Here is a 13,185-nt window from a genome sequence, read left to right on the forward strand (position 1 = left end):
TGATGGCAGAGAGGTCACACCCGTTCCCATACCGAACACGGAAGTTAAGCTCTCTAGCGCCGATGGTAGTTGGGACCTTGTCCCTGTGAGAGTAGGACGTTGCCAGGCAAAATGGAGGATTAGCTCAGCTGGGAGAGCACCTGCCTTACAAGCAGGGGGTCGGCGGTTCGATCCCGTCATCCTCCACCATATATGTCGGAGGGGTAGCGAAGTGGCTAAACGCGGCGGACTGTAAATCCGCTCCTTCGGGTTCGGCAGTTCGAATCTGCCCCCCTCCACCATTCTTAATTAATGGGCTATAGCCAAGCGGTAAGGCAACGGACTTTGACTCCGTCATGCGCTGGTTCGAATCCAGCTAGCCCAGCCATTAAGAGCCATTAGCTCAGTTGGTAGAGCATCTGACTTTTAATCAGAGGGTCGAAGGTTCGAATCCTTCATGGCTCACCATTTTAAATAAATATGCGGGTGTGGCGGAATTGGCAGACGCACTAGACTTAGGATCTAGCGCCTTTGGCGTGGGGGTTCGACTCCCTTCACCCGCACTTTTAATAAAATAACTCAAACATGTCTTGCGGAAGTAGTTCAGTGGTAGAATACAACCTTGCCAAGGTTGGGGTCGCGGGTTCGAATCCCGTCTTCCGCTCCAATTTTCAATATGACATGCCGGGGTGGCGGAACAGGCAGACGCACAGGACTTAAAATCCTGCGGTGGGTGACCACCGTGCGGGTTCGACCCCCGCCCTCGGCACCATATGCGCCCGTAGCTCAATTGGATAGAGCGTTTGACTACGGATCAAGAGGTTAGGGGTTCGACTCCTCTCGGGCGCGCTTTTATTTACGGGAAGTGGCTCAGCTTGGTAGAGCACCTGGTTTGGGACCAGGGGGTCGCAGGTTCAAATCCTGTCTTCCCGATATTCCCAAAAACATGGGGCCTTAGCTCAGCTGGGAGAGCGCCTGCCTTGCACGCAGGAGGTCAGCGGTTCGATCCCGCTAGGCTCCACTTTATTTATTATATGTCTCGGAGGTATACCCAAGTTCGGCTGAAGGGATCGGTCTTGAAAACCGACAGGCGGTGAGAATCGCGCGGGGGTTCGAATCCCTCTACCTCCTCCATTTTCTTTTTAAATGGTTTAGATACATATAATAATAAATTTTTTATTTTTTCCTTCATGGAGGTATACCCAAGTTCGGCTGAAGGGATCGGTCTTGAAAACCGACAGGCGGCGAGAGTCGCGCGGGGGTTCGAATCCCTCTACCTCCTCCATTTTTTAAAAACATTATATTGTCGCGGGGTGGAGCAGCACGGTAGCTCGTCGGGCTCATAACCCGAAGGTCGCAGGTTCAAATCCTGTCCCCGCAACCAAATGGTCCCGTGGTGTAGTGGTTAACATGCCTGCCTGTCACGCAGGAGATCGCCGGTTCGACCCCGGTCGGGACCGCCATTTATGTTGGCTCGGTAGCTCAGTCGGTAGAGCAGAGGACTGAAAATCCTCGTGTCGGCGGTTCGATTCCGTCCCGAGCCACCATTTTTTTATGCCGACTTAGCTCAATTGGTAGAGCAACTGACTTGTAATCAGTAGGTTGGGGGTTCAAGTCCTCTAGTCGGCATCCTTTAGGGGCATAGTTTAAAGGTAGAACTGAGGTCTCCAAAACCTCCAGTGTGGGTTCGATTCCTACTGCCCCTGTTTAAAGTATATGGGCCTATAGCTCAGCTGGTTAGAGCGCACGCCTGATAAGCGTGAGGTCGATGGTTCGAGTCCATTTAGGCCCACCATATATATTATTCCGCAGTAGCTCAGTGGTAGAGCTATCGGCTGTTAACCGATCGGTCGTAGGTTCGAGTCCTACCTGCGGAGCCATGGCCCGTTGGTCAAGTGGTTAAGACACCGCCCTTTCACGGCGGTAACACGGGTTCGAATCCCGTACGGGTCATAAAAAAAGAGTCAGCATATTGCTGACTCTTTTTTATTTTGTAGAATCCTCCTTTATCAACTGATTTTCCTGAAATAAATAAAGGGATTTAGGAAAAGCTATGGTATGTATAAAAAGGAGGAGACAAAAATGACACGAGTGAGAGATATTATGAGTACTCATATTGTACATTGTACACCGCTAGACAATGTATATGAGGCTGCTGTAAAGATGAAAGAAGAATCGATTGGATTGATTCCAGTTGTTGAAAATGAACAAGTTGTTGGGCTTGTTACGGACCGAGATTTAGTTGTTCGAGGGATTGCTGAGAAACATCCTGGATCTAATAAAATTACAAATGTAATGACAACAAACATTGTTTCAGTCTCTCCAGATGATTCTATTGAAAAAGCTACAGAGTTAATGGCACAGTATCAAATTAGACGATTACCAGTAGTTGAGGGTGGTCAACTGGTTGGGATGCTAGCACTAGGTGATTTAGCTATAAGAGAATCGGCAGATGATCAAGCTGGATTTGCTTTAAGTGAAATTTCGGAGCATACGGAATGAAGAGAGACTTTCATTAGTGGGATAAGTTACGTATAAAAATCAGATGCATTATTCTAGTATATATGGATTAAACTAATATGTTAGCATGATGTATCTGAGCCATTATATAATAAGTGTATAGTTAGTAATTTCGACAGTTTATTTAAATTTGTCATTCTTAATTTTAAATAAGAGAAAAAATGATATACTGATAGATATAAGTATTATGAAAAATTTTGAATATAGCAATATTTATTGTTAATGATGTAATAATGGATTAATATTTCCTATGTAGATAAAAGGGAAGGGGAATTATATGAGGGCTATACAGCGCGATCCAAATTGGAATTTGGTTACAGATACATATATAGAGCCAAATAATTTCGCTGAATTATTTTCTTTGCTTGTACCTTGTCATCCAAAAGGTGAAGGGAAAGAACGGACTATATTAGTTTGGAAAGAAAAAGAATTTTATAAAGAAGAAAATTTAGCTTCATTTATCGTATATGGAATGAATAAAGTAAAGAATTTACCGCAGTTTCATAAAGATGAAATTCCAACTTTAGTACGTATTCTTCGTTTATGCCAAGAGATTGGTTGGTATGAAGAAGCAAATACTTTTATGGTAACTCAAGGACTATCTGAGTTTGTTCATACTTCATTGGAATATGAAACGTGGGATCTTTTGACGCAAGCGGTTGCTTTAAACTATTTAATTATTAAATATCGTATTGGTGAATTGACTGATGGGGATGTAGAAATTTGGGATAGAGTTAAATTTAATGAGAAATGTATAACGAATTGTAAACATCTATTATCTCATAAAGAAGTATTGGAATTTACATTCTTTTATATGTGTAAGAGAGCTAAATTACTATCAAAAGAACAATTGAATAGTGATATGATGAGTCTAGCGATGTATTGTAATACGTTTGTGTATGACTTATACACACATGACTTATTACGAAAATATCGTAAATGTACAGACTTCCTATCATATTATGGACCTAGTCAAGCGGTGTTAGCTTGTCAAAGAGCTGTACTTTCTCAAATTTCAGATCGATTAGACCCATTGAAAACTACTCATGTAGATGATTATTTATATGTAATGAAAGAAATGATGGAGCATATGACGATAGGAATAATGGATCGATATGATCATTTTATCGGAAAGTTATTATCATATGTGCCATTTTTCGAAATGATTCAAGTTCCACAACATGCATATTATTGTGAAGAATTATTGTATATTTGTAAGGGCATTGAATATAAAGAAGAAATATTACGCAATTATATATTTATACAATTACATGATTGTTTACCATCATTCTTTAAACTATTTCTTAAAAATAAACGTTATGCAACGATTCACGATATTCTGTTCTATTGGTGTGACGATGAGCAAAGAATGAGCTTAGAAAAAAAATATAATCTTAGTTTTATTTATGAAAAATATGCTTGCGGATAAAGAGCATTTTCTATATAAATTAAAAAGGATCTCAAGTTTATGTGAGATCCTTTTTTTATTAGTAAAGCAAGGAGAACGTAATTAAGACGAGAAATAACATGCCATAAAGGAGAAATTGTGCAGTATAACTTCCTTGTATACCAAAAAAACTATTTATTTTTGCATATAAATTCAATATATATTTTATCGGATTATCTTTGAAAGATTGGTACAAAGTGTCTCCTCTTTCTAAGCTTCTTGTTCGTGTTTTTTGTTAGTAGGAACATGAATGTATCTAGCTATGAATAATAAAACAGCCATAAAAAATACAGGAAATACGGTAGATAAATAAAAACCATTACTAATAATATTTGCTATTAGGGCACTTAATAGAAAGATGGCATTATAAATATGGGCAATTTTTTGTTTAAGTTGAACTTGAAAAGATTCCATCATAATTTCTAAAGCAACAAAAGCAATGATAATAGATAAAAATACAGTATTTGTATTGTAAATGATTAAACAACAGATTAAACCTAAAAAGGCTAAGTATTCAATTAAGAGAGGTATATTGATATTGCGTGACATACAATTTACCTAACTAAATATGGCAGTGGGTTTACTGCATTTGTTTTTTCAAAATTCCATTCTCCATTGTGTAATTCAAAATGAAGATGTTGCCCGTATGAATGACCTGTGTTTCCCATATGACCTACTAATTGTCCAGCTTGTACTTGATCACCAGCTTGTACAGTGCGATCTTTCATGTGAGCATAGACTGTTGTATATAATTTCCCGTTTATTTGATGGGCGATGAACACAACATTGCCATAGCTAGCTGAATAATATGATTTCACAACTTTGCCTGCAGCCGCCGCCTGGATAGAGACATTACCTGGAGCTGCAATATCTATACCGTAATGCATCTGTTCCCAACGCATATCAAAGGTTGAGCTAATTCTTCCTTGAGTAGGGAATTTGAAAACTGCTGGAATGGAAGCAGTTTGGGCTTTTTGAACTTGTGCTTGATTTTGCACTACATAATGTTTTGCCACGTATCCGTATCCTGTGCCAAAACGAATTTTATACCAAGTTCCTACAGTTTCCACTACTTGTAGTTGTGTTCCATTTTGTAATGAACCAAGTAGTGCACTACTTGTACTAGCGGTGCTACGTACATTAAGTTTAGGTGTTGCAACTGTGTATTTTGTATTATTTTGAACTGTGATACCTTTTACTAAAGGCTGTGAACCATTAGAAACGAATGCTTTTTGTACGTAACCTGTTTTGCCATTATGTAAAATTTTATACCAATCGCCTTGTTCTTCTTGAATGGTAACGAATTTTCCATTTGGTAATACATCTAAAATTGAAGATTCTAAATTAGGTTCAGATCGAACATTTAATGCATTGGCATTAACGATATATTGATTATTAGATTGAAGTTTGTTTTTTAGTAGAATAGAATCTTTTTGTACGTAACCTACTTTATTATTAACAGATACTTTATACCAACCATTAGTTGTTTCAAGTATGTTCACCTTCGTATTAAAGCGAATTGTATCAATTGATGAGCTATTTGCGTTATCTTTTGTATGTAAGGCTACCTGATCGACTTTTACATATCCAGTTTTCACATTAGATAATTGTTCAGCGTTGGCTGTTTGTACATTTGTTTCTCCCATAGAAGGAAGTAAAGAAGCAATTGCGACAGTAGTTGCTGTTAAAGCAGTAGCTTTCATATTCATATAATAGAGACCTCCTCTAGTTGTATAGTTGTAATTTTATTATAGTATAAAGATATAATATAGTGGGTTTATTCACATAAATGTAATATGAAATCAATATAAAAATAAATTTTTTGAGGATAATGATTCCTTTTTACCTAATTAATTAGGATAATAATTTCTAACATAGAATATAAGTATTATATAGCTTTGTTATTTTGTTGATAATTGAGAAAATTAAAACAGTTGATGATGTCTTATTACGGTGTTATACTGACAGTGTTAATTTCATAGTTTGCTAGGAGAGCTGGTGTTGCCAGCTGAGAGTAGGCCGTAAGCCTTTGATCCTTTTCATTACCTGATCTAGATTATGCTAGCGTAGGGAAGCAATTCGGACACTAATAATGAGTCCCCGTTTCTTTGCGTATAGAAACGGGGCTTTTTTATTTGAAAATTTCATATTGAACCACTAGGGGTGCTTGTTGTGCTGAGAGAGGAATAATCCTTAACCCTTACAGACCTGATCTAGGTAATACTAGCGAAGGGAAGTGGAGCAACGAATAAATTATAATTTTGTTTGCTGTAACCACTTCTTATTTAGAAGTGGTTTTTTATTTATATACACATACCGGAAGGGGATAGGGAAATGAAATTTTGCGATAGATTATTAGAAACTGTACAACCAGTTTGGGAGATGAGTCATAATCATCCGTTTGTAGTAGGTATGGGGGATGGCACGTTAGAAAAAGATAAGTTTCAGTATTATATTATTCAAGATTATTTATATTTGTTAGATTATGCAAAGCTATATGCGATTGGTGTTGTAAAGGCAACGAATCCACAAGTAATGGGGAAATTCGCTGAACAAATTGATGGAATATTAAATGGAGAAATGACGATCCATAAACAGTATGCAAAAAGACTTGGAATTTCTATAGAGGAGATAGAGTCAGCAAAACCATCTGCTAAAAATTTAGCTTATACAAATTACATGATGTCTGTATCTCAAAATGGCACACTTGCGGAATTAATAGCAGCACTTCTTCCATGTATGTGGAGCTATTGGGAAATTGGAAAGCGTTTAAATGATATTCCTGGAGCAAGAGATCATGAGTTTTTTGGTGAGTGGATTCAAGGATATAGTTCTGAAGAATACGGTAACCTTTGTATTTGGTTAATAGATTTATTAAATGAAATGGCAGTTGGAAAGTCTGACAAAGAGCTAGATCGATTAGAGGAGATTTTCCTATATTCCAGTCGATTTGAATATTTATTCTGGGATATGTCCTACCGTAAGGAGATGTGGGGATTTGAGGAGCAAGAACATACTACAGTTTCATAATGTTTCTTTTCATTATGATGAGAAACCAATCATCAATGAATTAAATGCTTCTATACAAGATAAAGAGTTTGTAAGTATTATCGGACCGAGTGGATGCGGGAAAAGTACTTTATTTCGCCTTATTACAGGTTTAGAAGAAGCAAGTACTGGTCAGATAGAGCTGACAGAAACGAAGAGCCATCCTGTAGGGTATATGCCCCAAAAAGATATGCTCCTGCCGTGGAGAACGATTATTGAGAATGCTGCTCTGCCGCTAGAGTGCCAAGGTGTACAGAAGAAAGAAGCACAAATAAAGGCAAAGGAACTGCTACATAAATTTGGATTACAAGGGTATGAGACTAAATATCCGAAAGATTTATCTGGTGGTATGAGGCAACGCGTATCCTTTATCCGAACTTTATTAACAGGCGGGGAGATATTGCTGTTAGATGAACCGTTTAGCGCGCTAGATGCTTTAACGAAGGCATCTTTGCAAGAATGGTTGTTTGAACAATGGAAAGAGTGGGAAAAAACAATTTTGTTTATCACTCATGATGTGGAAGAAGCATTATTTCTTTCTAATCGAATTTTCGTTGTAGAAAATCAACCGATAACTACTTTAACCGAGAGGATTGTACCGCTTGATTGTAACCGGACAAGAAAAGATTTATATAAGCCGGAAGTGTTAGCGCTGAAAGATGAGCTTCTTAGTATGTTACAAAGGCAGGTACTCGTATGATGAACCGGTTGAAGGAGTTATTACCTGCTCTTACACTTTCTAGTATTTTACTTGCCCTTTGGGAAGTAGGGGCAAGAATTGTAGATGAAATGTACATTTTACCGTCACCGTCTGCAATTGTAGTGAAGATATGGAAACTAAAAGATATATTATTTACGGTTCATTTACCGGCAACCTTATCCGTCGTTTTAATAGGGGTGGCTATTTCTATCGTACTTGGGGTAGGGCTAGCGATGTTAATGAATGCGAGTAATTGGATGGAGAGAGCATTTTATCCATTATTAGTCGCTTCACAAACAATTCCTATTACAGCACTTGCTCCGCTTTTCGTTTTATGGTTTGGATATACAATTTGGAGTAAGGTCGTTGTTACGGTTTTAATTACGTTTTTCCCAATTGCGGTCAATACGTATGATGGACTACGCAGTACGAAAAAAGAATGGGAGGAGCTCTTAGTTACGTATGGAGCAACGAAAAAAGATGTTTTTCTTAAATTAAAGTTGCCATCTGCTCTTCCTTATTTTTTCTCAGCTTTAAAAATTGCAGTTCCGCTTAGTGTGATTGGAGCAGCAATTGGTGAATGGCTCGGTGCACAAGCTGGGCTAGGATATTTCAGTAAAAGAATGATGACGCAGTTAGACGGAGCAGGTGTATTTGCACCCATTGTATTGTTATCATTATTAGCTATTTTCTTCGTCATACTTATTTCGGTATTAGAAAAGAAATTTATTAGTTGGAGGAAGCATTCATGAAATTATTAAAACGCATCTTTGTGTTTACATTATTAGTTGCAATGATCGCTGGATGTTCTAGTAATTCGGCATCAGAGAAGAGTAAAAAAGAAAAAGAAATAACGGTCATGCTTGATTGGTATCCAAATGCGGTACATAGCTTTATTTATGCGGCTATTGAAAAAGGCTACTTTAAAGAAGAAGGAGTAAAGGTGAATATTAAATTCCCTTCCAACCCGACTGACCCATTAACTTTAGCAGCTGCAGGAAAAGTAACAGTGGGCCTATATTATCAGCCAGATGTTGTTATGGCAAAAGCAAATGAACAAATTCCAGTGAAATCAATTGGAGCTGTCGTACGTTCACCATTAAATCATGTTATATCGCTGAAGTCAGCGGGCATTCAATCGCCAAAAGATTTAGAGGGGAAAACAGTTGGATATTCTGGAACACCTTTAAGTGAGATGTATTTAAAAACGATGATAAAAGAAGCTGGTGGTAATCCAGATACAGTGAAAGTAGTCGATGTTGGCTTTGATTTAGTACCAGCAGTAATTACGAAAAAAGTGGATGCGGTAACAGGGGCGTACATTAACCATGAAGTACCTGTTATGCGCCATGAAGGTCATGAACCAGCATACTTTAACCCAGCAGATTACGGTGTACCGAATTATCATGAACTTGTATTTGTAACAGGTGATAAAACGTTGAAAAAAGATAAAGAAGCGTTGCAAGCCTTCTTACGTGGTACGAAAAAAGGCTATGATTTCATGAAGAAAAACCCAGATGAAGCATTAAATATTTTATTAAATCATCAAGAAAAAGAAAACTTCCCGCTTGTACCAGAAGTTGAAAAAGAAAGTATGAAAATTTTATTAGAGAAGATGGAAACGAAAGATGAGCCATTCTTATCGGATTCAAAAGAGTCATGGGAGAAACAAAATAAATGGCTAAAAGATAAAGGAATGACGAAAGAAATCGTTCCGGCCGAGGAGTTATTCGAAAACATTTTAAAGTAGGCGAATGAATATGAAAAATGAGCTTCATGTAATCTCAAATGGTCACATGTCATTCGAAGAGTTAGTGAATATAGCAATGCAAATTGAAAGTGAGATTGATTATTTGCATATTCGTGAGCGTGAGAAAAGTACGAAGGAATTGTATGAAGGTGTGGAAAGTCTTTTGAAGAAAGGCTTTCCAGCATCGAAAATAGTGATAAACGATCGAATTGATATTGCTATTTTATTAAACATCCCGCGCGTGCAGCTAGGATATCGAAGCGCAGATGTAAGGTCAGTGAAAGAAAAGTTTTCTTATTTGCATGTCGGTTATTCTGTGCATTCTTTAGAAGAGGCGATTGATGCATTTAAGAATGGAGCGGATTCACTTGTCTATGGTCATGTATTTCCGACAGATTGCAAAAAGGGTGTGCCAGCGAGAGGGCTTGAAGAAATTTCAAACATTGCAAAGTGTTTATCCATACCGATTACAGCAATTGGAGGAATTACCACGGAAAACACCGGGGATGTTCTTACTAACGGCGTCAGTGGTATTGCTGTTATGTCTGGGATTATAAGTAGTAGTAACCCGTATAACAAAGCGAAGTCTTATAAGGACTCAATAAGAAAGTGGGCGGAAAAACATGTGTAAGAAGTATGATGTAGCGATAATTGGCGGTGGTGTAATTGGTAGTTCAGTTGCACATTTTCTAGCAGAAAGAGGATATAAAGTAGCGATTGTAGAGAAGCAAAGAATTGCATCTGAAGCCTCGAAAGCAGCTGCTGGTTTACTTGGGGTTCAGGCAGAATGGGATGAATATGATCCGCTATTTGAACTTGCTAGAGAAAGCCGTGCTATATTTCCACAACTTGCAGAAGTTTTACGTGAAAAAACAGGCATCGATATTGGATATGAAGAGAAAGGCATTTATCGCATTGCTCAAAATGAAAATGAGAAGGAAAGAATTCTTCGCATTATGGATTGGCAGCAGAAAACAGGTGAAGATTCTTACTTTCTAACGGGAGATCGTTTACGAGAGAAAGAACCATTTCTTTCTAAGTCAATTATAGGTGCTGTATATTATCCGAAAGATGGTCATGTTATTGCACCAGAGCTTACGAAAGCATTCGCACATTCTGCATCATTTTCGGGTGCTGATATATATGAACAGACAGAAGTGTTTGATATTCGTATTGAAAATAATAAAGTGACTGGGATTGTGACGAGCGAAGGTATTATCACATGTGAAAAAGTGGTTATTGCGGGTGGTTCATGGAGCACGAAGTTACTAGGTTATTTTCATCGCGAATGGGGTACATATCCAGTTAAAGGAGAAGTAGTTGCGGTAAGAAGTAGAAAACCACTTTTAAAGGCGCCTATTTTCCAAGAAAGATTTTACATTGCACCAAAGCGCGGCGGACGTTACGTAATTGGAGCAACGATGAAGCCTCATACGTTTCATAAAACTGTGCAACCGGAAAGTATTACTTCTATATTAGAGCGCGCGTATACAATAGTGCCAGCTTTAAAAGAAGCAGAGTGGGAAAGCGCATGGGCAGGGTTAAGACCACAATCGAATCACGAAGCTCCTTATATGGGAGAGCATGAAGAGATAAAAGGTTTATATGCTTGTACGGGCCATTATCGAAACGGCATTTTATTAAGCCCTGTTTCTGGTCAGTATATGGCGGATTTAATAGAAGGAAAGCAGGCGAATCACTTGCTAGATTCATTGCTTTCGAAAACAGTTTAGAAAGGGGCTGGAAGTTTGAATTTGAAAATTAATGGTAATCAAATTGAAGTGCCAGAGAGTGTAAAAACAGTAGCTGAGCTACTTACACATTTAGAGTTGGAAAACAGAATTGTTGTAGTAGAGCGTAATAAAGATATTTTACAAAAAGATGATCATACAGATACATCTGTTTTTGATGGAGACCAAATTGAGATTGTAACTTTCGTAGGAGGCGGTTGATTATGTTAAACATTGGACCATTTTCATTTCATTCTAGACTTTTATTAGGAACAGGAAAATTCCCTGATTTTGATGTGCAGCAAAAGGCAATTGATGTATCTGAGGCGGAGGTTTTAACGTTCGCAGTACGTCGTATGGATATATTTGATGCAAAGCAGCCAAATTTATTAGAGAAACTTGATGTGAAAAAATATAAGTTATTACCGAATACAGCTGGAGCAAAAAATGCTGAAGAAGCTGTTCGTATTGCAAAATTAGCAAAAGCTTCAGGGCTTTGCGACATGATTAAAGTAGAAGTTATAGGTGATGATAGAACGTTATTACCTGATCCGGTAGAAACATTAAGAGCATCTGAAATGTTATTAGAAGAAGGATTTATCGTACTTCCGTACACATCTGATGATGTTGTATTAGCACGTAAATTACAAGAACTAGGTGTGCATGCAATTATGCCAGGAGCATCACCGATTGGATCAGGGCTTGGTATTGTAAATCCGTTAAATTTAAGCTTCATTATTGAACAAGCGACAGTACCAGTTATAGTTGACGCTGGTATTGGTAGTCCAGCTGATGCAGCATTTGCGATGGAATTAGGAGCTGATGGTGTGTTATTAAATACTGCTGTGTCAGGAGCAAAAGATCCTATTAAAATGGCACAGGCAATGAAATTAGGTATTGAGGCAGGCCGTTTAGGATTTGAGGCAGGTCGTATTGCACGTAAACGTTGTGCAACAGCAAGTAGTCCTTTAGAAGGAATGAGCGTAGTTGAATAATCGATATTCTCGCCAAGAATTATTTTCTCCAATTGGAGAAGAAGGGCAACGAAAGATAAGAGAAAAGCATGTACTCATTATCGGTGCAGGTGCATTAGGTAGTGCAAATGCAGAGATGTTTGTAAGAGCTGGTGTAGGCGCAGTAACGATTGTTGACCGGGATTATGTCGATTGGAGTAATTTACAAAGGCAGCAATTGTATGCAGAGAGTGATGTGGAAAATAATCTTCCGAAGGCTGTAGCGGCAAAAAAACGTCTAGAAGAAATTAATCGTGAAGTAAGAATAGAAGCTCTCGTTCAAGATGTAACAGCTGAGGAGTTAGAAGAACTTGTTACAAACGTTAATGTAATTATTGATGCAACTGATAATTTCGAAACGCGTTTCATTGTAAATGATATAGCGCAAAAATATTCTATTCCATGGATTTACGGAGCATGTGTAGGGAGTTACGGCCTTTCTTACACAATTCTTCCTAGTAAGACGCCATGTTTATCATGTTTACTACAATCGATTCCGCTTGGCGGGGCGACATGTGATACAGCGGGGATTATATCACCTGCTGTATCTCTCGTCGTTTCTCATCAAGTAACGGAGGCTCTTAAACTGCTGGTAGAAGATTATGATTCACTTCGAGATGGACTTGTATCATTTGATGTATGGAAGAATGAATACTCATGTATGAATGTGCAAAAGCTTCGTAAGCATAATTGTCCTTCGTGCGGAGAGAATGCATTATATCCGTATTTAAATAAAGAAAACACATCAAAAACAGCGGTGTTATGCGGGAGAAATACAGTTCAAATTAGACCACCTCATAAAGAAGAAATGGATTTTGAGAGGTACAAAAAGCTGCTGAATGATCGTGTGAATGATTTAAATATAAATCCATATTTATTATCATTTTCTGTAGAAGAAAAGAGATTAGTTGCTTTTAAAGATGGTCGTGTACTTGTACATGGAACGAAAGATATAAGCGAAGCAAAAACAATTTATCATCGCTATTTTGGATAGAAAA

Annotated in this window: 13 protein-coding genes, 20 tRNA genes, 1 rRNA gene and 2 riboswitches; of the genes, 32 read left to right on the top strand and 2 right to left on the bottom strand. The window is 38.0% G+C overall.

The genetic code is table 11. The annotated features are described in order from the left end of the window. From rrf to ACTFOB_RS06855, 23 genes are all read left to right on the top strand, one after another. Positions 1-108 (top strand): 5S ribosomal RNA (gene rrf / locus ACTFOB_RS06745); the annotation flags it as partial. Between the two features lie 5 nt (positions 109-113). Continuing rightward, a tRNA-Val gene (locus ACTFOB_RS06750) sits at positions 114-189 on the top strand. Between the two features lie 8 nt (positions 190-197). Further along, positions 198-281: transfer RNA gene (locus ACTFOB_RS06755), tRNA-Tyr, on the top strand. 11 nt (positions 282-292) lie between these two features. Beyond that, positions 293-367: transfer RNA gene (locus ACTFOB_RS06760), tRNA-Gln, on the top strand. 4 nt (positions 368-371) lie between these two features. Then, positions 372-447: transfer RNA gene (locus ACTFOB_RS06765), tRNA-Lys, on the top strand. A 14-nt stretch (positions 448-461) separates the two neighbouring features. After that, positions 462-542, top strand: a tRNA-Leu gene (locus ACTFOB_RS06770). Positions 543-571: 29 nt separating this feature from the next. Next, positions 572-646, top strand: a tRNA-Gly gene (locus tag ACTFOB_RS06775). Between the two features lie 16 nt (positions 647-662). Continuing rightward, a tRNA-Leu gene (locus ACTFOB_RS06780) sits at positions 663-751 on the top strand. A gap of 3 nt (positions 752-754) precedes the next feature. Then, positions 755-828, top strand: a tRNA-Arg gene (locus tag ACTFOB_RS06785). A 10-nt stretch (positions 829-838) separates the two neighbouring features. Continuing rightward, positions 839-912 (top strand) — tRNA-Pro (locus ACTFOB_RS06790). A 15-nt stretch (positions 913-927) separates the two neighbouring features. Further along, a tRNA-Ala gene (locus ACTFOB_RS06795) sits at positions 928-1,000 on the top strand. A 20-nt stretch (positions 1,001-1,020) separates the two neighbouring features. Further along, a tRNA-Ser gene (locus ACTFOB_RS06800) sits at positions 1,021-1,113 on the top strand. A 58-nt stretch (positions 1,114-1,171) separates the two neighbouring features. Then, a tRNA-Ser gene (locus ACTFOB_RS06805) sits at positions 1,172-1,264 on the top strand. A gap of 22 nt (positions 1,265-1,286) precedes the next feature. Further along, positions 1,287-1,363: transfer RNA gene (locus ACTFOB_RS06810), tRNA-Met, on the top strand. A gap of 3 nt (positions 1,364-1,366) precedes the next feature. Continuing rightward, positions 1,367-1,442, top strand: a tRNA-Asp gene (locus ACTFOB_RS06815). Between the two features lie 8 nt (positions 1,443-1,450). Then, a tRNA-Phe gene (locus ACTFOB_RS06820) sits at positions 1,451-1,526 on the top strand. A gap of 9 nt (positions 1,527-1,535) precedes the next feature. After that, a tRNA-Thr gene (locus ACTFOB_RS06825) sits at positions 1,536-1,608 on the top strand. A gap of 6 nt (positions 1,609-1,614) precedes the next feature. Then, positions 1,615-1,685: transfer RNA gene (locus ACTFOB_RS06830), tRNA-Trp, on the top strand. Between the two features lie 12 nt (positions 1,686-1,697). After that, positions 1,698-1,774: transfer RNA gene (locus tag ACTFOB_RS06835), tRNA-Ile, on the top strand. Positions 1,775-1,784: 10 nt separating this feature from the next. Continuing rightward, positions 1,785-1,859: transfer RNA gene (locus tag ACTFOB_RS06840), tRNA-Asn, on the top strand. Between the two features lies 1 nt (position 1,860). Beyond that, a tRNA-Glu gene (locus tag ACTFOB_RS06845) sits at positions 1,861-1,932 on the top strand. Between the two features lie 129 nt (positions 1,933-2,061). Beyond that, positions 2,062-2,481, top strand: coding sequence for a CBS domain-containing protein (locus tag ACTFOB_RS06850; protein WP_440028276.1), 420 nt, complete (start codon positions 2,062-2,064; stop codon positions 2,479-2,481). A gap of 295 nt (positions 2,482-2,776) precedes the next feature. After that, complete coding sequence (locus ACTFOB_RS06855; RefSeq protein WP_440028279.1) at positions 2,777-3,928, top strand: DUF3965 domain-containing protein; 1,152 nt, start codon at positions 2,777-2,779, stop codon at positions 3,926-3,928. Between the two features lie 228 nt (positions 3,929-4,156). Here ACTFOB_RS06855 and ACTFOB_RS06860 read toward each other — a convergent pair whose 3' ends face one another. Both ACTFOB_RS06860 and ACTFOB_RS06865 read right to left on the bottom strand, forming a co-directional pair. Beyond that, positions 4,157-4,495, bottom strand: a complete 339-nt coding sequence (locus ACTFOB_RS06860) for a hypothetical protein (RefSeq protein WP_151631623.1) — start codon at positions 4,493-4,495, stop codon at positions 4,157-4,159. A 5-nt stretch (positions 4,496-4,500) separates the two neighbouring features. Next, positions 4,501-5,655, bottom strand: coding sequence for an SH3 domain-containing protein (locus tag ACTFOB_RS06865; protein WP_151631622.1), 1,155 nt, complete (start codon positions 5,653-5,655; stop codon positions 4,501-4,503). A 269-nt stretch (positions 5,656-5,924) separates the two neighbouring features. Beyond that, positions 5,925-6,036: riboswitch (TPP riboswitch) on the top strand. A gap of 59 nt (positions 6,037-6,095) precedes the next feature. Continuing rightward, positions 6,096-6,198: riboswitch (TPP riboswitch) on the top strand. An 82-nt stretch (positions 6,199-6,280) separates the two neighbouring features. Here ACTFOB_RS06865 and tenA point away from each other — a divergent pair. From tenA to ACTFOB_RS06910, 9 genes are read left to right on the top strand one after another with little or no spacing between them, the layout of a single operon-like run. After that, positions 6,281-6,976 carry a thiaminase II gene (tenA, locus tag ACTFOB_RS06870; RefSeq protein WP_087957401.1) on the top strand — a complete coding sequence of 232 codons (696 nt, stop codon included), beginning with the start codon at positions 6,281-6,283 and terminating at the stop codon, positions 6,974-6,976. Then, the gene (locus ACTFOB_RS06875; protein ID WP_440028283.1) at positions 6,945-7,694 is read left to right on the top strand and encodes an ABC transporter ATP-binding protein; all 750 of its coding nucleotides are present in this window, start codon (positions 6,945-6,947) and stop codon (positions 7,692-7,694) included. Before tenA ends, ACTFOB_RS06875 begins: the two co-directional genes overlap by 32 nt. Beyond that, entirely contained in the window at positions 7,694-8,446 is a 753-nt protein-coding gene (locus ACTFOB_RS06880) for an ABC transporter permease (RefSeq protein ID WP_440028540.1), read from the top strand. The genes ACTFOB_RS06875 and ACTFOB_RS06880 overlap by 1 nt, the downstream gene beginning before the upstream one ends. Beyond that, positions 8,443-9,444: an ABC transporter substrate-binding protein gene (locus ACTFOB_RS06885; RefSeq protein ID WP_151631620.1), complete on the top strand. Its 1,002-nt coding sequence runs from the start codon at positions 8,443-8,445 to the stop codon at positions 9,442-9,444. Before ACTFOB_RS06880 ends, ACTFOB_RS06885 begins: the two co-directional genes overlap by 4 nt. A gap of 10 nt (positions 9,445-9,454) precedes the next feature. After that, complete coding sequence (tenI, locus tag ACTFOB_RS06890) at positions 9,455-10,075, top strand: thiazole tautomerase TenI (RefSeq protein WP_440028287.1); 621 nt, start codon at positions 9,455-9,457, stop codon at positions 10,073-10,075. Continuing rightward, positions 10,068-11,177 carry a glycine oxidase ThiO gene (thiO, locus tag ACTFOB_RS06895; protein ID WP_440028290.1) on the top strand — a complete coding sequence of 370 codons (1,110 nt, stop codon included), beginning with the start codon at positions 10,068-10,070 and terminating at the stop codon, positions 11,175-11,177. The genes tenI and thiO overlap by 8 nt, the downstream gene beginning before the upstream one ends. Before the next feature lie 15 nt (positions 11,178-11,192). After that, positions 11,193-11,396 carry a sulfur carrier protein ThiS gene (gene thiS, locus ACTFOB_RS06900; RefSeq protein WP_001049508.1) on the top strand — a complete coding sequence of 68 codons (204 nt, stop codon included), beginning with the start codon at positions 11,193-11,195 and terminating at the stop codon, positions 11,394-11,396. Positions 11,397-11,398: 2 nt separating this feature from the next. Continuing rightward, positions 11,399-12,169 (top strand): thiazole synthase, encoded by a 771-nt coding sequence (gene thiG / locus ACTFOB_RS06905; RefSeq protein WP_440028293.1) that lies wholly within the window; start codon positions 11,399-11,401, stop codon positions 12,167-12,169. After that, the gene (locus tag ACTFOB_RS06910; protein WP_440028298.1) at positions 12,162-13,181 is read left to right on the top strand and encodes a thiazole biosynthesis adenylyltransferase ThiF; all 1,020 of its coding nucleotides are present in this window, start codon (positions 12,162-12,164) and stop codon (positions 13,179-13,181) included. Before thiG ends, ACTFOB_RS06910 begins: the two co-directional genes overlap by 8 nt. Positions 13,182-13,185 lie beyond the last annotated feature (4 nt).

Origin of the sequence: Bacillus cereus group sp. MYBK79-1 (assembly GCF_051915365.1) — a bacterium.
Lineage (GTDB): Bacteria > Bacillota > Bacilli > Bacillales > Bacillaceae_G > Bacillus_A.